Below are 24,853 nucleotides of genomic sequence, written 5' to 3' on the forward strand. Positions count from 1 at the left end.
GAAGGGCCGCGTGGCACGGCCCGCCTTTAATGATGGCCCTTCGGCCGCTCGCCGGTGAAACGGTACTGAGTGCCGCAGTAGGGACAGGCCGCCTCGCCCGTGGGGCTCTTCAGGACGTCGATGAAGACCTTGGGATGTCGCGCCCACAGGGGGGCGCCGGGTCGCGGGCAGGCCAGCGGCAGGTCATGGGCGGTCACGGCGACCTGGCGCTGGGTTTCGTCGAGAGTGCTCATATTGGTTCTCCGGAAGGCGATCAGATATAGCTCAGCCAGTCGGCGTGGGCCGGCACCTTGCCGTTCACCACGTCGAAGAACAGGCTCTGGATCTTTGTCGTGATCGGGCCGCGGCTGCCCGTGCCGATGGTGCGGTTGTCGAGTTCGCGGATCGGCGTCACTTCGGCCGCCGTGCCGGTGAAGAAGGCCTCGTCGGCGATGTAGATGTCGTCGCGCGTGAGGCGCTTGGCGATTACCTGGTAGCCGAGTTCGGCGGCCAGCGTGATCACCGTGTTGCGGGTGATGCCCATCAGCGCCGAGGCGATCTCGGGTTCGTAGATCACGCCATCCTTGATCACGAACAGGTTCTCGCCCGCGCCTTCGGCAACGAAGCCATCGACGTCGAGCAGCAGGGCCTCGTCGTAGCCGTCCTCGGTGGCTTCCATGTTGGCCAGGATCGAATTGGCGTAGGTGCCGGCGAACTTGGCGCGCGCCATGTTCACGTTGACGTGGTGGCGCGAGTAGCTCGACGTCTTGACGCGGATGCCCTTTTCCATGCCTTCCTCGCCGAGGTAGGCGCCCCAGGGCCAGGCGGCGATCGAGACATGCGTCGCCGCGCCGCGCGGGCTGACGCCCATCTTTTCCGAGCCGTAGAAGGCGATCGGACGCAGGTAGCAGGATTCGAGCTTGTTGCTGCGCACGACGTCGAGGTGCGCGGCGTTGATCGTGGCCTTGTCGTAGGGCATCGGCATGCGGTAGATGTGCGCCGAGGCGAACAGGCGGTTGGTGTGGTCCTGGAGGCGGAAGATCGCGGTGCCGGAAACGGTCTTGTAGGCACGCACGCCTTCGAACACGGCGAGGCCGTAATGCAGCGAATGCGTCAGCACGTGGGTGGTGGCATCGCGCCAGGGCACGAGCTTGCCGTCGTACCAGATGAAGCCGTCACGGTCGGCCATGGACATGGGGGTTCTCCAGCGTTGCGTTGGTTGAAGCGATGATTTTAGCAGGGGCGCTAAAATGCAGCCATGAATCGTGTCTGGAAACCCAATGTCACTGTCGCCGCGTTGATCGAGCGCGAGGGCCGTTTTCTGCTGGTCGAGGAAGAAACCGAGGACGGCCTGCGCTTCAACCAGCCCGCCGGCCACCTCGATGAAGGTGAATCATTGGTGGCGGCCTGCGCGCGCGAGGCGCTGGAGGAGACCGCCTGGCACTTCCAGCCGCGGCAACTGGTCGGCGCCTATCAGTGGAAGCGGCCGCGGGGCGACATCACCTATCTACGCTTCGCCTTTGCCGGCGAACTGGGAGCGCACGAGGAAGGCCGGGTACTCGATGCCGGCATCCTGCGCGCGGTGTGGATGACGCCTGCGGAAATCGCCGCCTGCCAGGCTCGCCACCGCAGCCCGCTGGTGCTCCAGTGCATCGAGGACTGGCTTGCCGGGCGGCGCTTTCCGCTCGACCTGATCCGGCATTATGGCTAGGGGCAGAATCATCGTCGGTTTGTCCGGCGGCGTCGATTCGTCGGTGGCGGCGCTGCTGCTGAAGCGCGAGGGCTACGAGGTCACCGGCCTGTTCATGAAGAACTGGGAGGGCGACGACAGCGACGAATACTGTTCCGCCAACCAGGATGTGGTCGATGCCGCCGCCGCCGCCGACGTTATCGGCATCGATTTCGAGGCCGTGAATTTTTCCGCCGAATACCGCGAGCGCGTCTTCGCCGATTTCCTGCGCGAGTACCAGGCGGGACGCACGCCGAACCCGGACGTGCTGTGCAATTCCGAGATCAAGTTCAAGGCCTTCCTCGACCATGCCCTGGCGCTGGGCGCCGACAAGATCGCCACCGGCCACTACGCCCAGGTACGCGAGTTCCTTGGCGAGTGGCAGTTGCTCAAGGGTGAGGACGGCAACAAGGACCAGAGCTACTTCCTGCACCGGTTGAATCAGGCGCAACTGGCGAAGACCCTGTTTCCCGTCGGCCACCTGTACAAGCGCGAGGTGCGGCGGATCGCGCAGGAAGCCGGGCTGCCCAACCACGCGCGCAAGGATTCGACCGGCATCTGCTTCATCGGTGAACGGCCCTTCCGCGAGTTCCTCGCGCGCTACCTGCCCCGGCAGCCGGGCGAAATCCGGATGCTCGGCACCGATCGGGTGGTCGGTGGCCACGAGGGCCTGATGTACTACACGCTTGGCCAGCGCGAGGGCCTGGGCATCGGTGGTGTCAGGGGCGCGCCGGAGGAGCCGTGGTTCGTCGCCGGCAAGGACATGGCGCGCAACATCCTTTGGGTGGTGCAGGGCCACGAGCATCCGGCTTTGCTCGCCGGCAGCCTGGAAGCGATGGATCTGTCCTGGGTGTCGGGGCGGGCGCCGCATTCGCACTGGGTCTATGCCGCCAAGACCCGTTATCGCCAGCCCGATGCCGCCTGTCAAGTCGAGCGTGTCGATGCGCAGCGATGCGAGGTAGTCTTTGCCGCTCCGCAATGGGCGGTGACGCCCGGACAGTCGGTCGTGCTGTACGAATCCAGGGTTTGCCTGGGCGGAGGAATCATCGCCAGCAACGCCGCGCCATCCGAATAAAAAACCTTGCACGATGCATGGGCAATGGGTTTAGAATATTTTTTGGGCTGGCTGCCCCAACAATATATCCGGAGGAAACCAAAGAATGAACAAGGCTGAACTGATAGAAATTACCGCCAAGGGAGCCGACATTAGCAAGGCTGCCGCAGGCAAGGCGCTCGATGCCGCAATGGCTGCGATCGTCAAATCCGTAGCGAAGGGCGATCCCGTCACTCTGGTGGGATTCGGCACTTTTAAGTCCGCCAAACGCGCGGCGCGCACCGGCAAGAATCCGAAGACGGGCGCCGCGATCAAGATCGCCGCCACCACCGTGCCGAAGTTCAGCGCGGGCGCCGGCTTCAAGCTGGCCGTGTCGGGCAAGAAGGCGAAAAAGTAAGCGGCTGCTTCCAGCACCGAACAATCCGGGGGCCCGTTCGCGGGCCCTTGTCGTTTCCTGCGCGCCCTTAGTTCGAAGTTCTTCTGCGGATTCACGCGGGTCGCAGGATTGCCATTGTCTTTTTGCTCCCCGCTGATATTCTTCGCGAGAAGGAGAACCAAAATGATCACGACACAGCATCAGGGCCATCTTGTCGAATTCGCCGTGTTCGGCGAGTTCACGCTGGCCGATTTCATGGAATTCGAGGAACTCGTGTTGCACGAGATCAAGTTCTCGGGGCAGGTAGACCTGCTGGTCGATTTGCGCGACATGGCGGATTTCACGCTGGACGTGGCGTGGGAGGAAATCCGCTTTTCCAAGGAGCACTCGGGCGACTTCCGGCGCATCGCGGTCATCACCAACAGCCAGTGGGTGGCGTGGAGCGCTTGGCTGTCGCAGCTTTTCGTCAATGCCGACGTCACCGTGTTCGAGGACGAGGCCGAGGCCCGAGCCTGGCTGGCGGAAGCCAACTCATGAGTGAGGTTGCGTCGCGGCTCCTGGTGACGTCCGCGGAACTCGCCGCGCATCCCGAGTGGCGCGTATTCGATTGCCGGCACGACCTGCGCAACACGCAGTACGGGCGCCAGGCTTACGCCCAGGGCCACATCCCAGGGGCGCTGTTCCTGCATCTCGACGACGACCTGTCGGGGCCGACCAGCGGCAGCAACGGCCGCCATCCCCTGCCGGACGCGGACGCCTTCGCCCGTCGCATGTCCGAATGCGGTGTCGACCAGGAGACGCAGGTGGTGGCCTACGACAATGAAGGAGGCATCTTCGCGTCGCGGCTGTGGTGGCTGCTGCGCTGGCTGGGACACGAACGGGTGGCGGTGCTCGATGGCGGACTGGCCGGCTGGAAGCGCAGCAAGCGGGCACTGGAATCCACCTTGCCGACGGCGACGCCATGCCGGTTCGTGCCGCATCCGCGCGACATGGCGGTCGACGTCGGCCGGGTGCTGGCCGACCTCGGATCGCCGCGCATGCTGATGCTCGACGCGCGCAGCCCGGAACGTTTCCGCGGAGAGAACGAAACGCTGGACCCGGTGGGCGGCCACATTCCGGGCGCGGTGAATCGCTTCTATTTCGACAACCTTGACGACGACGGCTGCTTCTTCAAGCCGGTAGCCGAATTGCGCGCCGAGTTCGCCGCACTGCTCGGTGATCGCTCGCCGGATTCGGTGGTGCAGCAGTGCGGATCGGGCGTGACCGCCTGCCACAACCTTCTGGCGATGGAACTGGCCGGCCTGTCCGGGTCGAAGCTGTATCCCGGTTCGTGGAGCGAGTGGTGCGCCGATCCGGCGCGGCCCATCGCGCGGGGCTAGCTTTCCGCGCCGTGGCGCCGAAGCGCCACGGCTACGTGCTCGCGCACCAAGGCTGACGGGTGGTCGGCGCGTGAGCGCAGCGCACTGATCACTTCGTCGCTGCCCGGTGCGTTACCCAGCGCCACCGCGATGTTGCGCAGCCAGCGCTCATGGCCGATGCGGCGGATGGGCGAGCCGGCCAGCCGTTCGTTGAAATCACTTTCTTCCCAGGCAAAAAGCTCGATCAGTCTCGCCTGGTCGAGGTCATGGCGCGGCGTGAAATCGCTTTCCCGCGTCAATGGCGCGTCGCGGTTCCAGGGACAGGCCAACTGGCAGTCGTCGCAGCCGTAGACGCGGTTGCCCATCTGCGGGCGCAATGCTTCGGGAATGCTGCCCTTGTGCTCGATCGTGAGGTAGGAAATGCACAGCCGCGCATCGAGCTGATAGGGCGCGACGATGGCTTGCGTCGGGCAGGCGTCGAGGCAGGCGCGGCAGGTGCCGCAGTGGTCGGTGACCGGCGTGTCGGGCGGCAGCGGCAGGTCGGTGAATATTTCTCCCAGGAAGAACCAGGAACCCGCCTCGCGGTCGAGCAGCAGCGTGTGTTTGCCGCGCCAGCCGAGTCCGCTGTTGCGCGCGAGGCCGACTTCCATGACTGGCGCCGAGTCGGTGAACACCCGATAGGCGAATTCGCCGATCTCGGCAGTGATGCGATCGGCGAGCTGCTGCAGGCGGTTGCGCAACAGCTTGTGATAATCGCGGCCCAGCGCATAGCGCGAAACGAAGGCAAGTTCGCCGTCGGCGAGTACCGCGCAAGAGTCGGCGCTGGCGCTACGGTAATTCATGCGGGCGGTGATGATGCAGCGGGTGCCCGGCACCAGTTCGGTCGGCAGTGCGCGCTTGTTGCCGGCGTCCGTGACATGCGCCGCCATATAATCCATGTCGCCATGGCAGCCCGCAGCGAGCCATGCGGACAGGTTCTCGGCGGCTTCGTCGATGGCAGTGGCGGAAAAGCCGATCGCATCGAAGCCGAGCTCCGTGCCCCAGCCGCGGATTTTTTCCTTCAGTAGTCCAGAGTCTTCGCCATCGACATGCATGCCGAGCATCTTACGTTAGCCCTCCCCGACGAGGCCGCCACACTGGCCCTGGGCGCCGCGCTGGCGGCGCATCTCAGGCCCGGCATGGTGGTCTGGCTGGAAGGCGACCTCGGCGCAGGCAAGACGACGCTGGTGCGCGGGCTGTTGCGCGCGGCCGGCGAGTCCGGCCCGGTCAAGAGTCCCACTTACACGATGCTTGAAGTTCATCCCCTTTCTGGATTACACTTCTATCACTTTGATTTTTATAGATTCAATCAGGCAGAAGAGTATCTCGATGCGGGGCTCGACGAATATTTTTCAGGAAGCGGCATCTGTCTGGTCGAATGGCCCGACAAGGCCGCGCCTTACCTGCCTGCCGCCGACATGCGAATTGAATTGCAGCTGGCGCCCGCCGCAAGCGGCGAGGGCCGCATCGCCGGCATTTCCGCCGCCACCGACCGGGGACGCGCATGCCTCGCCGGCGTGAGGTCCTCAAGTTCGCCGCCGCCGGCCTGACGCTGCTGGTTTCGAAAGTCGGCGCCGGCGCCACGGCGGCCGGCAGCATCCTCGCGGTGCGCGTCTGGCCGGCGCGCGACTACACGCGAGTGACGCTGGAACATGACCGACCGATCAGCTACAGCCACCTTCTGGTGAAGGACCCGGAGCGACTGGTGGTGGACATCGAAGGCATCGAGTTCAATTCCGTCCTGCAGTCGTTGCCGGCCAAGATCATCGATGCCGATCCCTACATCAGGCTGATCCGCGCCGGACGCAACAAGCCGGGCGTGGTACGCGTGGTGATCGAGCTCAAGAGCGAGGTCAAGCCCCAGGTCTTTGCGCTGAAGCCGGTGGGCGAATACGGCCATCGCCTGGTGCTCGACCTCTTTCCCGCCGAACCGGTCGATCCGCTGATGGCGCTGCTGGATAAGCCCGACGGGTCGGCCCCCAAGGTGGAGACAAAGTCCGCAGACAAGGCCTCGGTTGAAGCCGGCCGGCCCGAGCAGAAGCCCGATGTTGCTCGTCTGGTGACCATTGTCCTCGATCCCGGCCACGGTGGCGAGGATCCCGGCGCGATCGGGCGAGGCGGCAGTTACGAAAAGCACGTGACGCTTTCCGTGGCGCGTCGGCTCAAGGAAAAGATCGATGCCACGCCGAACATGCGTTCCGTGCTGACGCGCGATGGCGACTATTTCATTCCCCTGCAAAGCCGCGTGCAGAAGGCGCGCCGGGTGCAGGCAGACCTCTTCGTTTCGGTGCATGCCGATGCCTTCGTCAAACCGACGGCGCGCGGCTCAAGCGTCTTCGTGCTTTCGGAGACCGGCGCATCGAGTTCGGCGGCGCGCTGGCTGGCGAACAAGGAGAATTCGGCCGACCTGGTCGGTGGGGTCAATCTGGGCGTCAAGGACCCTTACCTCGCACGCACCCTGCTGGATCTGTCGCAGACCGCGACCATCAACGACAGCCTCAAGCTGGGCAAGGACGTGCTGGGCGAACTGGGCCGCATCAACACCCTGCACAAGGCCCACGTCGAGCAGGCCGGCTTCGCGGTACTGAAGGCGCCCGACATCCCGTCCATCCTGATCGAAACCGCCTTCATCTCCAACCCGGAAGAAGAGAAGCGGCTCAACGACGAGGCCTACCAGGAGCAGATGGCCGAGGCCATCCTGCGCGGCATCCGCCGCTACTTCGCGAAGAATCCGCCGCTGGCCAAGTCGAAGCTGGCGCGGCTGGATTGATATAATTCGCCGCTTTCCCTGCGGCCTCAATTTAATGCAGCAGTGACAGGGCTCCCCTGATGATGAAACATGCGAAAAGCGAATTGAACGCCCGCCCCTCCCATCCTCCCCTCACGGGGAGGCTACTGGTCAGCTCGCTTCGCTCGGCTATCACCAGTCGCTCCGAACGAGCTATTTCACGCTAAATCCCATGCTGGTTTTTCGCGGTGTCCCCGGACGCGCAACGACGTCCACCGTACTGACCATCGGCAATTTCGATGGCGTGCATCGCGGCCATCGCGCACTGCTTGCCGAATTGACGGCCAAGGCGCGCGAGCTTGCGCTGCCGGCGACGGTGCTGACCTTCGAGCCGCATCCGCGCGAGCTGTTCGCGCCCGACCAGGCGCCGCCGCGCCTTGCCAGCATGCGCGACAAGATCGAACTGCTGGCCGAGGCCGGCGTCGATCGCGTGCATGTCTGCCGCTTCGACCGCAAGCTGGCCGCGCTGACGGGCGAGCAGTTCATCGAGCAGATCCTGGTGCGCGGGCTGTCGGTCAGGCACCTGATCATCGGCGATGACTTCCGCTTTGGCAAGGCGCGCGGCGGCGATTTCGCGATGCTGCAGCGGGCCGGGCAGGAACACCGTTTCGTGGTCGAGGCGATGCATACGGTCGACCTCGGCGGTATCCGGGTTTCCAGTTCGGCGGTGCGCGAGGCGCTGGCCGCGGGTGACATCGAGCATGCCGAGCAACTGCTCGGGCGCGCCTTCGTCATCGCCGGCCGCGTCATGGACGGCAAGAAGATCGGCCGCACCATCGGCTTTCCCACCGCCAACATCCAGGTCAAGCGCAAGCGCCTGCCCTTGTCCGGCGTGTTTGCCGTGACCGTCTCGGGCATAGACGCGCAGCCCCTGCCCGGCGCTGCCAACATCGGCGTGCGGCCGACCATTGCCGAGGGCCTCAAGCCCGTGCTCGAGGTGCATCTGCTGGATTTCGACCGCGACATTTACGGCCGCCACGTCGACGTGAATTTCCTGCACAAGCTGCGCAGCGAGGCGAAGTTCGATTCCCTCGATGCACTCAAAGCCCAGATCGCCCGCGACGTCGCAGACGTGCGCGCCTTTTTTAAGCTAAACGACGGCAAGACCCATGGCTGATTACCGCAAGACCCTCAACATGCCCGACACGGCGTTTCCGATGCGCGGCGACCTCGCCAGGCGGGAACCGGGCTGGATCGCCCATTGGCAGGAACAGAAGCTGTACCAGAAGATTCGCGCCGCCGCCAAGGGCCGCCCGCGCTTCGTGCTCCACGACGGCCCGCCCTATGCCAACGGCGACATCCACATCGGCCACGCGGTGAACAAGATCCTCAAGGACATCATCGTCCGCTCCAAGACGCTGGCCGGCTTCGACGCGCCCTATGTGCCGGGCTGGGACTGCCATGGCCTGCCGATCGAACACCAGATCGAAAAGGCCCACGGCAAGCACCTGCCGGCCGACAAGGCGCGCGAGTTGTGCCGCAGCTTCGCCGCCGAACAGGTGGAGCGGCAGAAGAAGGACTTCATCCGCCTCGGCGTGCTCGGCGACTGGGGCAATCCCTACCTGACCATGGCCTTCCGCAACGAGGCCGACGAGATCCGCGCGGTGGGCGAGCTCTACCAGCGCGGCTATCTGTTCAAGGGGCTGAAGCCGGTCAACTGGTGCTTCGACTGCGGTTCGGCGCTGGCGGAGGCCGAGGTCGAATACCAGGACAAGAAGTCGCCGGCGATCGACGTCGGCTTTCGCCTGGCCGACGGCGAGCGCCAGCGCGTCGCCCACGCCTTTGGCATCGCGGCGCTGCCGGAGGGCGACTGCTGGACGGTGATCTGGACCACCACGCCGTGGACCATCCCCTCCAACCAGGCGCTCAACATGCATCCGGAATTCACCTACGAGCTGGTGAAGACGGCGCGCGGCTGCATCATCCTCGCCGCCGAACTGCGCGGCGCGGCATTGCAGCGCTTCGGCCTCGACGGCGAGGTGCTCGGCGCCTGCCAGGGCGCGGCGCTGGCCCAGGTGGCGTTCCGTCATCCCATGTACGATCGCGCGTCGCCGGTCTATCTGGGTGACTACGTCACGCTCGACGCCGGCACCGGCATCGTCCATAGCGCGCCGGCCTATGGCCTGGAGGATTACGACTCCTGCAAGAAGCACGGCATGCACAACGACGAGATCCTGACCCCGGTGCAGGGTGACGGCGTGTTCGCCGCCAGCCTGCCCTTCTTCGGCGGCATGTTCGTCTGGAAGGCCAATCCGGTCATCATCGAGAAGCTGGCCGAGGTCGGCGCGCTGTTCGCCAGCAGCGAGATCACGCACAGCTACATGCATTGCTGGCGCCACAAGACGCCGATTATTTACCGCGCGACGACGCAGTGGTTCGTGGGCATGGATCGGGTGGTGGCCCACCCGATCCATGCCACGGCAAGCAAGGACAATCCCCCCGGCCCTCTTTCCGGAAAAGGGGGCGATGAATTCGGGTCGCCTGCGGCGACAGAGAAAATTCAGGCGACATTGCGCGACAAGGCGCTGGCCGCCGTCGAGGCGACCACCTTCTATCCCGACTGGGGCAAGGCGCGGCTGCACGCGATGATCGCCAACCGGCCCGACTGGTGCGTGTCGCGCCAGCGCAACTGGGGCGTGCCGATTCCCTTCTTCCTGCACAAGGAGACCGGCGAGCCGCATCCGCGCACGCTGGAATTGCTCGAAGCCGTGGCGCAGAAGATCGAGCAGGAGGGCATCGACGCCTGGTTCAAGCTCGACGCGGCCGAACTTCTCGGCGCAGATGCCGCGAACTACGACAAGATGCGCGACACGCTCGACGTCTGGTTCGATTCCGGCACCACGCACAAAACGGTCTTGCGCGGCTCGCATGCGGCGGAGAGTACCTACCCGGCCGACCTCTACCTCGAAGGCTCGGACCAGCATCGCGGCTGGTTCCATTCAAGCTTGCTGACCGGTGCGGCGATCGATGGCCGCGCGCCCTACAACGCGCTGCTGACGCATGGCTTCGTGGTCGATGGCAAGGGCATGAAGATGTCCAAGTCGAAAGGCAACGTCGTCGCGCCGCAAAAGATTTCCGACACGCTGGGCGCCGAGATCCTGCGCCTCTGGGTGGCCAGCACCGACTACTCGGGCGAACTGTCGATCGACGAAAAGACCATCCTGCCGCGCGTGGTCGAGGTCTATCGCCGCCTGCGCAACACGCTGCGCTTCCTGCTCGCCAACACTGCAGACTTCGACCCGGCGAAACAGATGCTGCCGCCGGAGCAGTGGCTGGAATCGGACCGCTACGCGCTGGCCCTGACGCGGGCTTTGCAGGCGCAGTGCACGGCGGACTATGCGCGCTTCGAATTCCACAAGGTGGTGCAGGGCCTGATGAACTTCTGTTCGGAGGACCTCGGCGCCTTTTACCTCGACATCCTCAAGGACCGGCTGTACACCGCCGCGGAGAACTCCCGCGCGCGGCGCTCGGCGCAAAGCGCGCTGTGGCACATCCTGCAAACCGTGACGCGCCTCATGGCGCCGGTACTCAGCTTCACCGCCGAGGAAATCTGGACAACGCTGAAACAAGGCGACAGCGTGATGCTTTCCACCTGGCATGCGCTGCCGGAGCAGGCCGAAGAGTCGGCGCTGGCGACACGGTGGCAGGCGATACGCGCGCTGCGCGCCGAGGTCGCCCGGGTGCTCGAAGAACTGCGCTCGGCCGGCAAGATCGGTTCCTCGTTGCAGGCCGAAGTCAGCCTGGGCGTGGCGCCGGATACCTACGACCTGCTGGCTGCGCTGGGCGACGACCTGAAGTTCGTCCTCATCTGCTCGAAGGTGACGCTCGAAAAAGTCGGCGCCGGCGACACGGCGATCTCGGCGACGCCAAGCCCGCACGCCAAGTGCGCGCGCTGCTGGCACTGGCGCGAGGACGTCGGCCACGATGCCGGGCACCCCGAACTTTGCGGGCGCTGCACGTCCAACCTGTTCGGCGCCGGCGAGGCACGCGAGATTGCCTAGGCTGGCTGGCTGGCTGGCGCTGGCGACGTTCGTGGTGCTGCTCGACCAGGCCAGCAAGGCCTGGGTGCTGGGGAGCTTCCGCCTGATGGAGAGCCTGAGCGTGACGTCCTTCTTCAACCTGGTCCTGGTCTACAACTCCGGCGCCGCCTTCAGCTTCCTCGCCGGTGCCGGCGGCTGGCAGAAGTGGTTCTTCGTTGCCCTCGCGCTGGGTATCTCGGCCTGGCTGCTGAGCATGCTGCGCCACTACGCGCAGGAGCGGCTGCTGCCGACCTCCTTGTCGCTGATCCTGGGCGGCGCCATCGGCAATGTCATCGACCGCCTGCGTTTCGACGCCGTGGTCGACTTCCTCGATTTTCACCTAGCGGGCTATCATTGGCCGGCCTTCAACGTGGCCGATTCGGCCATCACCGTCGGTGTGGTACTGATGCTCTGGCATCAGTTCCGCTACGGCAAGGAAACTGAAACGGGCAACCCATGACCGAGACCGTACGCGCCGGCAACCTCATCACCCTGCACTACCGTGTCGCCACCGGCGACGACACGGAACTGGTGAGCACCTTCGATTCGACGCCGGCGACGCTGCAACTCGGCAGCGGCGAATTGGCGCCGACGCTCGAGCACTGCCTGATCGGCGTCAATGTCGGCGAACGCCACGTGTTCCTGCTCGATGCCGACCAGGCCTTCGGCGGCCACAACCCGCAACTGGTGCAGCGCATGGCGCGCGCCACGCTGCCGGCCAACTCCAGCCCCGAACTGCACGGCCTGATCGAATTCGCGGCGCCCGGCGGCGACAAGTTCACCGGCATCGTGCGCGAGCTCGACGACGAGGCGGTGCTGGTCGATTTCAACCATCCACTGGCCGGCAAGCCGGTGCGCTTCGAAGTCGAAATCATCGGAATACTGTGATGCAAATCCTGCTCGCAAACCCAAGGGGATTCTGTGCCGGCGTCGAACGCGCGATCGCCATCGTCGAGCGCGCCCTGGAAAAGTTCGGCGCGCCGATCTACGTGCGTCACGAGGTGGTGCACAACCGCTACGTGGTCGATGGCCTCAAGGCCAAGGGAGCCGTGTTCGTCGAGGATCTCGATGAAGTTCCGGACGGCGCCACGGTGATTTTCAGCGCCCATGGGGTGCCGCAGTCGGTGCGCATCGAGGCGGACAAGCGCGGCCTCAAGGTCTTCGACGCCACCTGTCCGCTGGTGACCAAGGTGCATCTGGAAGTGGCACGCCTGCACAAGCAGGGCTACGAGATCGTGATGATCGGTCACAAGGGCCACCCCGAAGTGGAAGGCACCATGGGCCAGGCCACCGGCCGCATGTACCTGGTGGAGAACGTCGATGACGTCGCAGCACTGGAAGTCGGCGCTGACGGTACGGCGCCGCTGGCCTATGTCACCCAAACCACCTTGTCGGTCGACGACGCGCGGGTGATCGTGCATGCGCTGATGGCCCGCTTTCCGGACATCATCGGCCCGCGCAAGGACGACATCTGTTACGCCACGCAGAATCGCCAGGATGCGGTCAAGGCGATGGCCGGCAAGGTCGACGTGGTGGTCGTGGTCGGCTCGAAGAACAGTTCAAACTCCAACCGGCTGCGCGAGGTCGCGGCGATCGGCGGCGTTCCGGCCTACCTGGTCGATGGCGCGGAGCAGATCGATGGCGCCTGGCTCGCGGGGAACGTGCGCGTCGGCGTCACGGCCGGCGCTTCGGCCCCCGAAGTCCTGGTTAGCGGCGTGGTGGAACGGCTGCGCGCCCTGGGTGCCGGCAGCATCGAAACCCTGTCGGGCGTCGAGGAGCACGTCAATTTTCCCTTGCCGAAGGAACTGCTGGCCGGATAGGCGCCACCGGCGTGAGGCTGCCCGCCACGTTGCCACGCGTTGCGGCCAGCAGGTATAATTCGCGGCCTTTCAGGACGCTGTTGTAGCTCAGTTGGTAGAGCAACTGATTCGTAATCAGTAGGTCGCCAGTTCGATTCCGGCCAACAGCACCAATTCATTGGGCCTGTCTCCTGTTCGGAGGCAGGCCTTGATTTTTTGGGGACGCGCATGCAGATCAAGGACAGTGTTTTCATCGTCACAGGCGGAGCCTCGGGTCTCGGCGCGGGCACCGGGCGGATGTTGGTGGAGCAGGGCGGCAAGGTGGTGCTGGCCGACCTCAACGAAGCTGCGGGAAATACATTGGCTGCGGAACTGGGCGCCAACGCGCGTTTCGTCGCGACCAACGTGGCCGACGAGGCCAGCGCAAAGGCGTGTATCGCGGCTGCGTTGGCGGCTTTCGGCGGACTGCACGGCCTGGTCAATTGCGCCGGCATCGCGCCGGCCGAGAAGGTGCTGGGGAAGAACGGTCCGCATTCGCTGGACGTGTTCGCGAAGACGGTGACGGTCAATCTGGTCGGCAGCTTCAACATGATCCGACTGGCGTCCGAGGCGATGAGCAAGGGCGAGCCGAACGCGGCCGGAGAGCGCGGCGTAATCGTCAGCACTGCCTCGGTGGCGGCCTACGACGGCCAGATCGGCCAGGCGGCCTACGCCGCATCGAAAGGCGGCGTGGTCGGCATGACGCTGCCGATCGCGCGCGAGCTGGCGCGTTTCGGCGTTCGCGTCATGACCATCGCCCCCGGCATTTTCGAAACGCCGATGCTGCTGGGCATGCCCAAGGAGGTGCAGGACGCGCTGGGCAAGATGGTGCCCTTCCCCCCGCGCCTGGGGAAGCCCGCGGAGTATGCGGCGCTGGTCAGGCATATCGTCGAGAACGAGATGCTCAACGGCGAGGTGATCCGCCTCGATGGCGCCATCCGCATGGCGCCGAAGTGACGGCGCCACTCGGCTCCGTCGTCCCCGCGTAGGCGGGGGTCCAGATCCGAGGCCCGACTGGATTCCCGCTTGCGCGGGAATGACAAACTCGTGACCATGGCCGACCAATCCTGCTACCACTGCGGCCTGCCGATTCCGGCGGGCGCGGATTTTCCGGTCGAGATCGACCAGACGCGGCGCGAGATGTGTTGCGCCGGCTGCCAGGCCGTGGCTCAGGCCATCGTCGGCAACGGCCTTGGCGACTACTACCGTCATCGCGACGCCCTGCCGGAAAGCCCGCGCGAGGCGCTGCCGCAGGTGCTCGCCGATTTCGGCCTGTTCGACCATCCCGACGTGCAGAAAAACTTCGTGCGTCGCGCCGAGGGCGCGGCGGGCGAACACGAACGCGAAGCGGCGCTGATCCTCGAGGGCATCACCTGCGCCGCCTGCGTCTGGCTCAACGAATCCCACGTGCGCCGCCAGCCCGGCGTCACCTCGGTCGACATCAACTACACCACGCGCCGCGCACGCGTGCGCTGGGACCAGCGCGCAACCCGTTTGTCGGCCATCCTCGAAGCGATATCCACCATCGGCTATCGTGCCCATCCCTACGATATCGGTCGGGCGGAGGAGCTGGCGCAAAAGGAGCGCAAGACGGCGTTGTGGCGGCTGTTCGTCGCCGGCTTCGGCATGATGCAGGTGATGATGTACGCCGTTCCGGTGTATCTGGCAGATGGCGACATGACGCCGGACATCGAACAGTTGATGCGCTGGGCCAGCCTGATCCTGACGCTGCCGGTGATCGGATACTCCGCGGCACCTTTTTTCGTCAGCGCCTGGCGTGACCTGAAGCTGCAACGCGTCGGCATGGACGTGCCGGTGGCGCTGGGCGTCGGCGCGGCGTTCGCGGCCAGCGTCTGGGCCACGCTGATCGCCGCCGGCGAGGTCTATTTCGATTCCGTCACGATGTTCGTATTCTTCCTGCTGTCGGGGCGCTACCTTGAAATGATGGCGCGGCAGCGGGCGGCGCGCAGCGTCGAAACCCTGGCCCGTGCCATCCCGGCGTTCGCCACGCGCCTTTCAGGTTGGCCGGGCAACGCCGGCGAGGCCGATGGTGAGCGCGTTGCCGTGGCCCGGTTGAACGTCGGTGATACGGTCCAAGTCAAGCCGGGCGAAACGATCCCCGCCGACGGCCGCGTGCTCGATGGCGCGAGTGCGGCGGATGAGTCATTGCTCACCGGCGAAAGCCGGCCGGTGCCGAAACGGGTCGGCGACGCGTTGATCGGCGGCAGCGTGAATACCGCCAGCCCGCTGGTGATGCGCATAGAGCGCGTCGGCGAGTCGACGCGGGTCGCCGCCATACAGCGCCTGATGGAGCGGGCGGCGGCGGAAAAGCCGCGCCTGGTGGAAATGGCCGATCGCGTCGCGGGCCGTTTCATCGTCGCGCTGCTGCTGCTGGCGGTGGCGACCGCCCTCGCCTGGTGGTGGCTGGATCCGTCGCGCGCGCTGTGGATTTTTGTCGCCGTACTGGTGGTGAGTTGTCCCTGTGCCCTCTCGCTGGCGACGCCGGCCGCATTGACCGTGGCGACCGGTGCGCTGGCCGCCCGCGGCGTGCTGGTGACGCGCGGCCATGCGATCGAGGCCCTGGCGCGGGCGGATCGCTTCATCTTCGACAAGACCGGCACATTGACCGTGGGGCAAATGGACCTGGTCGAGGTAAATCCCGTCCGCGGCGAGGCGGGGTTCGCCTTGTCAACGGCTGCAGCCCTCGAGCGCGGCTCGGAACACCCCATAGCGCGGGCGCTGATTGCCGGCGGTGCCGATGCGGGGCTAGTGGCGTCCTCCGTGCGCGCCACGGCCGGGGCGGGAGTCGAAGGCCTGATCGACGGGCGACCCTGGCGTCTCGGGCGCCCGGAGTTCGTCGCCGCCATCCATGGCCTCGCGGTTCCGCTGGAGTTCGAGTCAAAAGTCGGCGCCGGCGACACGGTGGTCGCGCTGGGCAATGCCGATGGATGGCAGGCATTCTTCCGCCTGAGCGACAGCCTGCGTTCGGAGGCCTCCGCCATGACCGCCGGACTCTCTGCCGCCGGCATCAAGCTGTCGATTTTCAGCGGTGACGCGACCGCCGCGGCAAAGCGGGTGGGCGCCGCGCTGGGAATCGCCGACGCTCGTGGCGGATTGTCGCCGGAGGACAAGCATGCCGCGCTGAAAGCCCTGCAGGACGCCGGCGAAACCGTGGCGATGGTCGGCGACGGCGTCAATGACGCGCCGGTACTGGCGCGGGCGCAGGTATCGATCGCCATGGGCGGCGGCGCCGATCTGGCGCGGGCCAACGCCGATGTGGTGCTGCTCGGCAATGATCTCCGCGCGCTTCCCCCCGGGCTGGCGCTTGCGCGGCGCACCGTGCGCATTGTGAAACAGAATCTCGTTTGGGCTTTTGCATACAATTTCCTCGCCATCCCGCTGGCCATGGCGGGCTGGGTAACGCCCTGGATGGCCGGCATCGGCATGTCGGCGAGTTCGCTGCTGGTGGTGCTCAACGCCTTGCGGCTGCAGCGGAGATAATGCTCGGCATGGACATCCTGTATCTCCTGATCCCGCTTTCCCTGGTACTGGTCTTCGTCATCGCGGCCTTGTTCTGGTGGTCGTTGAAGACCGGGCAGTACGAAGATCTTGAAGGCCCCGGTCACCGCATCCTGATGGATGACGATCGGTCTGACGTGCGTGAAACCCGAAATACTATTGACCCAGATCAAGGTGCGACGGAAGAGAAGTAACCATACTGCCGGCGGGTTTTATGGTAATGGCTTCGCGCCGTTGCCGGAAGGCTCTCTGTTGGGGTTAGGGGTGCGCGCTGCGCACCCTTTTTTTTGGCATTCATAAAGTGGCCTCGAGCAAGTGCATTGATCGAATGGCAACAATATGCAAGCTGGCGTGGTGTTGGGCCCTATGTCCCGATTCCCTTTTAGAAGCACGAATCCGAACTTGGCATGATATCTGCTCAAGTTACTCGGGCATGGTGTCATGGTGCCGAGTCCGGTTCCATTTCCGGAATGAGGAACGCATGTTTGTCGGCGTAATGATGCGCTATTGCTAATTGTCATGACCAACGGGGTGGCCCCAGTGGCCGCGACAGACTGCCAAGGTGACCCGAGTGATTCGACTCCTTATTGTTTTGGGACTGCTGGGCGTGAATACAGTGGCCGGCGCCGTCGACACAATTGTGCTGGGTATGGGCTGCTTCTGGGGCGCGGAAAAGCGCATGGCCGAGTTGCCCGGCGTTATTGACGTCGAGAGCGGCTACGCCAACGGCGATATTGCCGGGAACTATCAGGACGTCCTGGCGACCGAAGCCGCCCTGCGGCGCGGACAATCCAGCAAGCGCAATCATGCTGAAGTCGTCAAGGTCACCTTCGATCCGACCAAGGTCAGCCTCGAAGTCGTACTGGCCCGTTTTTGGGAAAACCACGATCCGACCCAGGGAAACCGCCAGGGAAATGATATCGGCTCAAATTACCGCAGCGCGATCTACACGCTCAACGAAGCGCAGCAGGCGGCTGCGATGAAAACACGCGACGTCTATCAGGTGGCGCTGATGCGAGCTGGCTACAAGGCCATCACCACCGAAATCGCACCACTGAAAAAATACTATACCGCCGAGAGCTATCACCAGGATTATTTGAAGAAAAATCCGGATGGTTACTGCGGCCCGGGCGGTACCGGAGTGCGCTATCCGGGCGCAACGCAATCGCCGACAGTTGTCGAGCAGAGCATCAAGCCGCTTGATGTCAAGGCGTTGAACTTCAAGCGGCAGTTGATCATCTTCGAGGCGGAAGATTGCCCCTACTGCAAGCAGTTCAAGGCCGAGGTGCTCGATCGCTGGAAATCCGAGGTTGCGGTGGCGCGTAGCTTCAGCTCCCTACCTCCGGTCGGCTGGACACTGGAGAAGGCACTGTTCGCCACGCCCACCGTCGTGCTGTTCGAAAAGGGCAGGGAAGTCTCGCGCTTCACTGGCTACAACGGCGATCAACCGCGCTTCTGGAAATGGCTGGGATTCCACCTGCTCACGCCCGCGCAGCAGAAAATCGCCTATGAGCAAGGTACCGAACGCCCGGGAACCGGATCGCATCTCGACGAAAAGCGCCCCGGCACCTTTGTCGATCCGATTACCGGCGCGCCGCTGTTCCGCAGTGACTCGAAGTTTGACAGCGGTACAGGCTGGCCGAGCTTCTTCAGCCCGTTGCCCGGCGCGATTACGGAGCATGTCGATGGCTCGCATGGAATGCGCCGCGTGGAGGTGCGAAGCGCCAGCTCGGGCATCCACCTTGGGCACGTCTTTGACGATGGTCCGCCGCCAACCGGCAAGCGCTACTGCATCAACGGCAATGTCCTCAAGTTCGTGCCCGACGCGGCAAAGTAATTCCAGTGGGGATATGTAGCAGGAACGTCGGCATATCTGCCATGATTGCCTGGCGATTGAACCCATTTTCGTGCACCACGGAAAATTGAAGGCTTAACCATGCGACTGCTGCTTGATCGTGTTCGAGGGCAACTGAACCGGACCATGCCCCGGCTCGAGGCGATTCTCTTTCCCTCGGGGCGGTCGTGGGCTTACCGGATCGGCATTGTGCTGCTGCTGGTCTTCACCGCCTTCATGGTTCGACGACTGATCGGCCCGCCCGAGCTGGGCGTGCCATTCCTGACTTTTTTCCCCGCAGCGGCGATATCGGCGGTCTTCGGTGGATTCTGGGCCGGCATGCTGGCGACCGCCATGGGGTCGGTGGTTGCGACCTACTTTTTCATTCCTCCGTACTCGATGTACTTGTTCGAGTTCCGCTACGAGACGGTGTTCAGCAATGTCGTTTACATACTTGACGAGATCGTGGTTTGTTCGGCAATCGCTGCCTTGCATCGTTTTTACCGGCTTAGCAAGGATCAGAATGCGGAACTGAATACGCTGATCGAGACGATCCCCGACCTGGTCTGGCTGAAAAACCCGAACGGTGTCTACCTGGAGTGCAACCCTGCCGTCGAGCGGTTTTATGGATTGAACCGCGACGCGGTGATCGGCAAGACAACACGCGACCTGTTTCCGGACCGGATAGCGGAGTCGGTCCAACGTCAGGACCAGGCGGCGTTGAACGCAGACGGTCCTGCCACCAACGAAATGTGGGTTGCCCGCGCCAGCGACGGGCGCCATATTCTGCTGGAAACCACCACTACGCCCATGCGCACCGCGGATGGAAGCCTGATGGGCGTCCTCGGCATCGCTCGCGACATCACGGAACGCCGGCAACTTGAGGATGAGGTGCGCTCGCGCACAACCGAACTGGAGCGTGAGCGCGCCTTGCTCAAGGCAATTTTCGAGCATACCGGCGACGGCATACTGGCCGTGGACGGCGAGGGTTACATCGCGCTGGCCAACCAGAAGGCGCGGAGCATGCTGGGAGCGGGCGAAGGTGATGCGCCGCATCGTCTGGCCGGGTTTTGGTCGGAATGGCCATTGATCGCCAGAGCGGCTGCCGATCGCGGGGAGGTGCGCCATGATCTCGAAACTGCGGGGCGTGTACTGTCACTTTCGGTCGTGCGCACCGGAGAACCAGGAGGCACCCGCTACGTAATTGTCGCGCGCGACGTGAGTGAAGAGCACCGTCTTGCAGATGAGCGCCGGGAACTCGACCGGCAGATGTTCCAGATGGAGAACATGGCGACCCTGGGCGAACTGGCGATGGGCGTAGCCCATGAAATCGGCAACCCGCTCGCCGGCATGAAAGCAGTGGCCCAGTCACTCCAGTATGAAGACGATCTGCCGGCGGACACCCGGGAGTCATTGCGACGAATGGAAGCGGAGATTGATCGGCTTGGTGACTTCCTGCGCGGTTTTCATGGTTTTGCCACGCCACAGCGCGTGCATCCGGTAGCTTGCCGCTTGCGTGAGATCGTGGATGACATACTGTTCTGGGTTCGCAAGGAGGCCATATCCCATGATGTTGCCATTGGCCTTTCCATCGAGGACGACCTGTGGGTGCGTGCTGATCCGAACCAGGTCAAGCAGGTGCTGCTGAACCTGGTGGTCAATGCCATCCACGCCATGCCGGAAGGTGGTGCACTGCACATTGCCGCCGTTCATGACAGTGACCTTGGCGCCCGTATAGAGGTCGTCGATACCGGCGGCGGGATTGGCGCCGACGTCCTGCCGAGAATTTTCGATCCCTTCTTTACCACTCGTAAGACAGGCTCGGGCCTCGGCTTGGCCGTCGTGAAAAAGATCGTCAGTGAGCATGGCGGGCGCATCGAAGTACAGAGTCAGCCCGGGCATGGCTCCTGCTTTACTTTGCGCTGGCCTGCTGCCCCGAGTCTCAAGGAGTTGCCCGCATGAGCGCCATGCTGATCGTCGAGGACGACACCACCATCCGTGTCACCCTGGGCAAGTTTCTCGCTCGCCTGGGCTATGCCGTTGACGTCGCGGAAGACGCTGCAGGCGCTCTCAAGCAGGCGCGCAGCAAGCGTTACCGGCTGATCCTGCTCGACCTGCACCTGCCCGACGGCAGCGGCCTCGATCTGATCGGCAAGTTCCGCGAACTGGACGAAGACACGCTGGTGGTGATCATGACTGCGTTTCCGGAGGTGCGTACCGCGGTGGCGACGCTCAAGGCCGGCGCCTACGACTACATCACCAAGCCGTTCGATCTCGAAGACGTGCGCGAACTGGTTGGCCGCGCCATGGAAACCAGCCGCTTGCGCCAGGAGGTGGCCTGGCGGCGGGCCCAGTCGAACGTCTGCGAGGTGGAGGGTGTCGGCGGCGAGAGCCCGGCATGGCAGCGACTGACCGAGGTAACGCGCAAGATTGCCGGCGCCGAGCACGTCCCTGTGCTGATTTGCGGCGAATCCGGCTGCGGCAAGGAGCGCGTGGCGCGGACCATCCACTGCGGTTCGCCGCGGGCCAACGGCCCGTGGGTGACGCTCAATTGCTCGGCGCTGCCTGAGAACCTGCTCGAATCCGAAATGTTCGGTTATGAGAAGGGCGCCTTTACCGATGCCCGCCAGATGAAGCGCGGCCTGCTCGAACTGGCCGACGGCGGCACACTTTTCCTGGATGAAATCGGTGATCTTGCCCTGACCCTGCAACCCAAGTTGCTGCGAGTGCTGGAAACGCAGACCTTCCGCAGGCTGGGCGGCAGTCGCGAGATCAGCGTCGACGTGCGTTTTGTTGCCGCGACGCACCGCAATCTGCCGGAAATGGTGAAGAACGGTCAGTTTCGCGAGGATCTCTACTATCGGCTCAATGTCGGCGCCATCGACGTGCCGCCCTTGCGCGCGCGACGGGAAGATATCCTGCCGCTGGCGCGACACTTCCTCGCCGAGGCGGCGCGGGCCGTCGGCTCCTCTACATTGGACCTGGCTCCGGCGCTGGAGCCGCTGCTGGAAAACTACGCCTGGCCAGGAAACGTCCGCGAGTTGCGTAACGTACTCGAGCGCGCCGCGATACTCTGTGTCGAAAGCAGCGTGACCAGCGTGCAGTTGCCGCGCGAGATCGTTGGCCGCGATGTGCCCCTGGTTTCCTCAGAAGTGCTCGACCAGCCCTTCGTAAACTTGGGCGAGATGGAGCGCCGGTACATTCAGCGCGTTCTGGACTCGGTTGGCGGCAACAAGACCCGCGCCGCCGAACTCCTGGGGATCACCCGTTTGACCCTGCGCAACAAGCTCAAGCACCACGACCTCGACGACAGTCCGGCCATTTCCTGACCGGTCTGAATGCAATCGGACGGTCATTTATTGACCGTATCAGCATCGCCCAAATCCCCTGACACCAGCCACTGCCATGCGCCAGTGGCTTTTTTTCGCGCTGGCATAAACCATGCACTAGGAGGGGTGGAACTAATTTGGTCATATCAATTGTGCAAGGAGAGCGGAAATCATGAAAGCATCTCGCAGGGAATTCATCAAGGCTACAGGTGCCACATCGCTGAGTCTCATGCTTGGCGGCGCGTACTCATTGCGCGCATTGGCCCAGACGCAAGGGGCGATGGTTCAGCACGAATACGCCGGGTGGGAAAACTTCCACCGCAATCAATGGAGCTGGGACAAGAAAACACGCGGCGCCCATCTCATCAACTGTACGGGCGCCTGCCCGCACAACGTATATACCAAGGATGGCGTGGTCCTGCGCGAGGAAGCGTCGAAGGACATCGCGCCGATGCCGGGGGTTCCCGAATACAACCCGCGCGGTTGTAACAAGGGCGTCTGCGGCGTGGACTACCAGTATGGACCGCATCGCATCAAGTACCCGCTGATCCGCGTCGGCGAGCGCGGCGAAGGCAAGTGGCGGCGGGCCAGTTGGGACGAGGCACTGGAAATGATCGCCGACAAGATCGTCGATACGATCAAGAACGAAGCGCCCGACTGCATCAGCGTCTTCTCTCCGGTTCCGGCTGTGGCGCCGGTTTCGTTTGCCGCCGGCCACCGTTTCGCCCATTACATCGGCGCCCATACGCATACCTTCTTCGACTGGTACGGCGATCACCCGACCGGGCAGACCCAGACCTGCGGCGTGCAGGGCGACTCCTGCGAAACCGCCGACTGGTTCAACGCCAAGTTCATCATCCTCTGGGGTGCCAATCCCTCGATCACGCGGATTCCCGACGCCCACTACCTGTCGGAAGCCTCGTTGAACGGCACCAGGATCGTCAGCATTTCGCCGGATTACAACGCCTCCTCGATCAAGGCCGACCAGTGGCTGCACCTGAAGCCCGGCACCGACGGTGCCCTCGGCATGGCCATGGCCCATGTGATCATCAAGGAGAAGCTCTTCGACGTGCATAGCGTCAAGGAGCAGACCGATCTGCCCTACCTGGTGCGCAAGGACAACCAGCGCTTCCTGCGCGAGTCCGACGTGGTGGCCAACGGCTCCACTGGCAAGTTCTACGCCTGGGATACGAAGACAGGCAAGGCGGTCATCATGAAGGGCTGCTGGGGCGATGAGCCGGCGCAGAAAGGGCCGCCTATTGGGTTCATGGGGCGCAACACGAATACCTTCCCCAAGGGTTATATCGATCTCGGCGACCTCGATCCGGCGCTGGAAGGAACCTACAAGATTCAGCTCAAGGACGGTTCAACGGTTGAAGTGCAGCCGGTGTTCGACATCCTCAAGTCGCGCATCATGAAGCAGAACACGCCCGAACAGGCCGCCGCCGTCACCGGCATTCCGGCCAAGGTCATCGTGCAACTGGCGAAGGATTACGCGACAGCCAAGCCCGCCATGATCATCAGCGGTGGCGGCACCAACCACTGGTATTACAGTGACGTGTTGATGCGCGTATTCCACCTGCTCAGCGCCCTGACCGGCAGCGAAGGCAAGAACGGTGGCGGACTGCAGCACTACATCGGACAGTGGAAGCCGACTTTCCTGCCCGGTCTGGCCGCCCTGGCCTGGCCTGAAACCCCGGCCAAGCAACGGTTCTGCCAGACCACCATCTGGACCTATGTACACGCCGAAGTCAACGACGAGATGTTGAACTCGAACATCGACACCAACAAGTATCTGCAGAAGAGTATCGCGACCAAGCAGATGCCGCTGCTTCCTGCCAATGGGCGTGACCCCAAGGTCTTCATCGTCTATCGCGGCAACTACCTGAACCAGGCCAAGGGACAGAAATATGTACTGCAGAACCTGTGGCCGAAGCTCGAGTTGATCGTCGACATCAATATTCGCATGGATTCGACGGCGCTCTACTCGGACATCGTCCTGCCCTCGGCCCACTGGTACGAGAAGACCGATCTCAATGTGACCATGGAGCACACCTCCATCAACATGACCGAGCCCGCCATCAAGCCGATGTGGGAATCCAGGACCGACTGGCAGATCTTCCAGGCCTTGGCGAAGAAGGTCGAAGAATCGGCGCGGCGCAAGAAGTTCGAGAAGTTCAACGACGAGCAGTTCAAGTGGGTGCGCGATCTGACCAACCTGTGGAACCAGATGACCTCGGACGGCAAGCTGGCCGATGATGAGGCGGCATGCCAATTCATCCTCGACACGGCGCCGCAGACCAAGGGCATCACCATGGCGATGCTGCGCGAAAAGCCGCAGCGCTTCCGGGGCAATTGGACGTCGCCGATGAAGGAGGGCGTGCCCTACACGCCGTTCCAGAACTACACGGTGGACAAGAAACCCTGGCCTACATTGACCGGACGTCAGCAGTTCTACATTGATCATGACACTTTCTTCGACATGGGCCTGGAACTGCCGGTCTTCAAGGGTCCGATCAACGCCGACAAGTTCCCGTTGCGCTTCAACACGCCGCACAGCCGCTACGCGATCCACTCGACCTTCAAGGACAACGTGCAGATGCTCAGGCTTCAGCGCGGCGGCCCGTCGGTCGAAATGGCGCCGGCGGATGCCAAGGCACGCGGCATCAACGACAACGACTGGGTCGAGGTCTGGAACGAACACGGCAAGGTGATCTGCCGGGTCAAGGTACGCAAGGGCGAGCAAAGCGGCCGCGTCTCGATGTGGCACACGCCCGAGCTCTACATGGACCTGATCGAAGGCAGTACCCAGAGCGTCTGCCCGGTGCGTATCACGCCGACCCACCTGGTCGGCAACTACGGGCACTTGGTATTCAGGCCGAACTACTACGGTCCGGGCGGCACCCAGCGTGATACGCGGGTCGAGGTCAAGCGCTATATCGGCGCCACCCCGATGCCCCTCTGATCGCCACCACCGGACAATAAGGAAGG

At 63.9% G+C, this 24,853-nt stretch carries 22 protein-coding genes and 1 tRNA gene; 20 read left to right on the top strand and 3 right to left on the bottom strand.

Features of this window, described 5'->3' with window-relative positions:
* Nucleotides 1-26: 26 nt before the first annotated feature.
* On the bottom strand, nt 27-233 hold the full coding sequence (locus tag J0M27_RS12300) for a zinc-finger domain-containing protein (protein WP_294991898.1): 207 nt from the start codon (nt 231-233) through the stop codon (nt 27-29).
* A gap of 20 nt (nt 234-253) precedes the next feature.
* A complete protein-coding gene (locus J0M27_RS12305) occupies nt 254-1,174 on the bottom strand; it encodes a branched-chain amino acid transaminase (protein WP_294991900.1) in 921 nt (306 codons plus the stop codon).
* 63 nt (nt 1,175-1,237) lie between these two features.
* Here J0M27_RS12305 and J0M27_RS12310 point away from each other — a divergent pair, with 63 nt between their 5' ends.
* The 5 genes from J0M27_RS12310 to J0M27_RS12330 all read left to right on the top strand — a co-directional run bounded on the left by J0M27_RS12310 (nt 1,238) and on the right by J0M27_RS12330 (nt 4,517).
* Nucleotides 1,238-1,690 (top strand): NUDIX hydrolase, encoded by a 453-nt coding sequence (locus J0M27_RS12310; RefSeq protein ID WP_294991903.1) that lies wholly within the window; start codon nt 1,238-1,240, stop codon nt 1,688-1,690.
* Nucleotides 1,683-2,783, top strand: coding sequence for a tRNA 2-thiouridine(34) synthase MnmA (gene mnmA / locus J0M27_RS12315; protein WP_294991905.1), 1,101 nt, complete (start codon nt 1,683-1,685; stop codon nt 2,781-2,783). Before J0M27_RS12310 ends, mnmA begins: the two co-directional genes overlap by 8 nt.
* Nucleotides 2,784-2,868: 85 nt before the next feature.
* On the top strand, nt 2,869-3,159 hold the full coding sequence (locus tag J0M27_RS12320) for an HU family DNA-binding protein (RefSeq protein ID WP_294991907.1): 291 nt from the start codon (nt 2,869-2,871) through the stop codon (nt 3,157-3,159).
* A gap of 162 nt (nt 3,160-3,321) precedes the next feature.
* On the top strand, nt 3,322-3,675 hold the full coding sequence (locus tag J0M27_RS12325) for an STAS/SEC14 domain-containing protein (protein ID WP_294991909.1): 354 nt from the start codon (nt 3,322-3,324) through the stop codon (nt 3,673-3,675).
* Complete coding sequence (locus J0M27_RS12330; protein WP_294991912.1) at nt 3,672-4,517, top strand: sulfurtransferase; 846 nt, start codon at nt 3,672-3,674, stop codon at nt 4,515-4,517. Before J0M27_RS12325 ends, J0M27_RS12330 begins: the two co-directional genes overlap by 4 nt.
* Here J0M27_RS12330 and queG read toward each other — a convergent pair.
* Nucleotides 4,514-5,599, bottom strand: coding sequence for a tRNA epoxyqueuosine(34) reductase QueG (gene queG, locus J0M27_RS12335; RefSeq protein ID WP_294991915.1), 1,086 nt, complete (start codon nt 5,597-5,599; stop codon nt 4,514-4,516). The two genes, J0M27_RS12330 and queG, sit on opposite strands and share 4 nt — an antisense overlap.
* Here queG and tsaE point away from each other — a divergent pair.
* From tsaE to J0M27_RS12410, 15 genes are all read left to right on the top strand, one after another.
* Nucleotides 5,585-6,085 (top strand): tRNA (adenosine(37)-N6)-threonylcarbamoyltransferase complex ATPase subunit type 1 TsaE, encoded by a 501-nt coding sequence (tsaE, locus tag J0M27_RS12340; RefSeq protein ID WP_294991918.1) that lies wholly within the window; start codon nt 5,585-5,587, stop codon nt 6,083-6,085. The two genes, queG and tsaE, sit on opposite strands and share 15 nt — an antisense overlap.
* Nucleotides 6,040-7,305 carry an N-acetylmuramoyl-L-alanine amidase gene (locus J0M27_RS12345; RefSeq protein WP_294991921.1) on the top strand — a complete coding sequence of 422 codons (1,266 nt, stop codon included), beginning with the start codon at nt 6,040-6,042 and terminating at the stop codon, nt 7,303-7,305. The genes tsaE and J0M27_RS12345 overlap by 46 nt, the downstream gene beginning before the upstream one ends.
* A gap of 190 nt (nt 7,306-7,495) precedes the next feature.
* On the top strand, nt 7,496-8,440 hold the full coding sequence (locus J0M27_RS12350) for a bifunctional riboflavin kinase/FAD synthetase (protein WP_294991924.1): 945 nt from the start codon (nt 7,496-7,498) through the stop codon (nt 8,438-8,440).
* Nucleotides 8,433-11,324: an isoleucine--tRNA ligase gene (ileS, locus tag J0M27_RS12355; protein ID WP_294991927.1), complete on the top strand. Its 2,892-nt coding sequence runs from the start codon at nt 8,433-8,435 to the stop codon at nt 11,322-11,324. Before J0M27_RS12350 ends, ileS begins: the two co-directional genes overlap by 8 nt.
* Entirely contained in the window at nt 11,317-11,802 is a 486-nt protein-coding gene (gene lspA / locus J0M27_RS12360; protein ID WP_294991930.1) for a signal peptidase II, read from the top strand. The genes ileS and lspA overlap by 8 nt, the downstream gene beginning before the upstream one ends.
* Nucleotides 11,799-12,230, top strand: a complete 432-nt coding sequence (locus J0M27_RS12365; protein WP_294991932.1) for an FKBP-type peptidyl-prolyl cis-trans isomerase — start codon at nt 11,799-11,801, stop codon at nt 12,228-12,230. Before lspA ends, J0M27_RS12365 begins: the two co-directional genes overlap by 4 nt.
* Entirely contained in the window at nt 12,230-13,162 is a 933-nt protein-coding gene (gene ispH / locus J0M27_RS12370) for a 4-hydroxy-3-methylbut-2-enyl diphosphate reductase (RefSeq protein ID WP_294991935.1), read from the top strand. Before J0M27_RS12365 ends, ispH begins: the two co-directional genes overlap by 1 nt.
* 76 nt (nt 13,163-13,238) lie before the next feature.
* Nucleotides 13,239-13,314, top strand: a tRNA-Thr gene (locus J0M27_RS12375).
* Between the two features lie 55 nt (nt 13,315-13,369).
* Nucleotides 13,370-14,137 carry a 3-hydroxyacyl-CoA dehydrogenase gene (locus J0M27_RS12380; RefSeq protein WP_294991938.1) on the top strand — a complete coding sequence of 256 codons (768 nt, stop codon included), beginning with the start codon at nt 13,370-13,372 and terminating at the stop codon, nt 14,135-14,137.
* A gap of 69 nt (nt 14,138-14,206) precedes the next feature.
* Nucleotides 14,207-16,681: a heavy metal translocating P-type ATPase gene (locus tag J0M27_RS12385; RefSeq protein ID WP_365962696.1), complete on the top strand. Its 2,475-nt coding sequence runs from the start codon at nt 14,207-14,209 to the stop codon at nt 16,679-16,681.
* A gap of 8 nt (nt 16,682-16,689) precedes the next feature.
* Nucleotides 16,690-16,893 (top strand): cbb3-type cytochrome oxidase assembly protein CcoS, encoded by a 204-nt coding sequence (gene ccoS / locus J0M27_RS12390; RefSeq protein ID WP_294991941.1) that lies wholly within the window; start codon nt 16,690-16,692, stop codon nt 16,891-16,893.
* A 377-nt stretch (nt 16,894-17,270) separates the two neighbouring features.
* Nucleotides 17,271-18,536, top strand: a complete 1,266-nt coding sequence (gene msrA / locus J0M27_RS12395) for a peptide-methionine (S)-S-oxide reductase MsrA (protein WP_294991944.1) — start codon at nt 17,271-17,273, stop codon at nt 18,534-18,536.
* A gap of 99 nt (nt 18,537-18,635) precedes the next feature.
* Complete coding sequence (locus tag J0M27_RS12400; RefSeq protein WP_294991946.1) at nt 18,636-20,495, top strand: PAS domain S-box protein; 1,860 nt, start codon at nt 18,636-18,638, stop codon at nt 20,493-20,495.
* A complete protein-coding gene (locus J0M27_RS12405) occupies nt 20,492-21,862 on the top strand; it encodes a sigma-54 dependent transcriptional regulator (protein ID WP_294991949.1) in 1,371 nt (456 codons plus the stop codon). Before J0M27_RS12400 ends, J0M27_RS12405 begins: the two co-directional genes overlap by 4 nt.
* Nucleotides 21,863-22,034: 172 nt before the next feature.
* Entirely contained in the window at nt 22,035-24,827 is a 2,793-nt protein-coding gene (locus J0M27_RS12410) for a molybdopterin-dependent oxidoreductase (protein WP_294991952.1), read from the top strand.
* The last annotated feature ends 26 nt before the right edge of the window (nt 24,828-24,853 follow it).

Origin of the sequence: Sulfuritalea sp., from assembly GCF_017302275.1 — a bacterium.
GTDB lineage: Bacteria > Pseudomonadota > Gammaproteobacteria > Burkholderiales > Rhodocyclaceae > Sulfuritalea.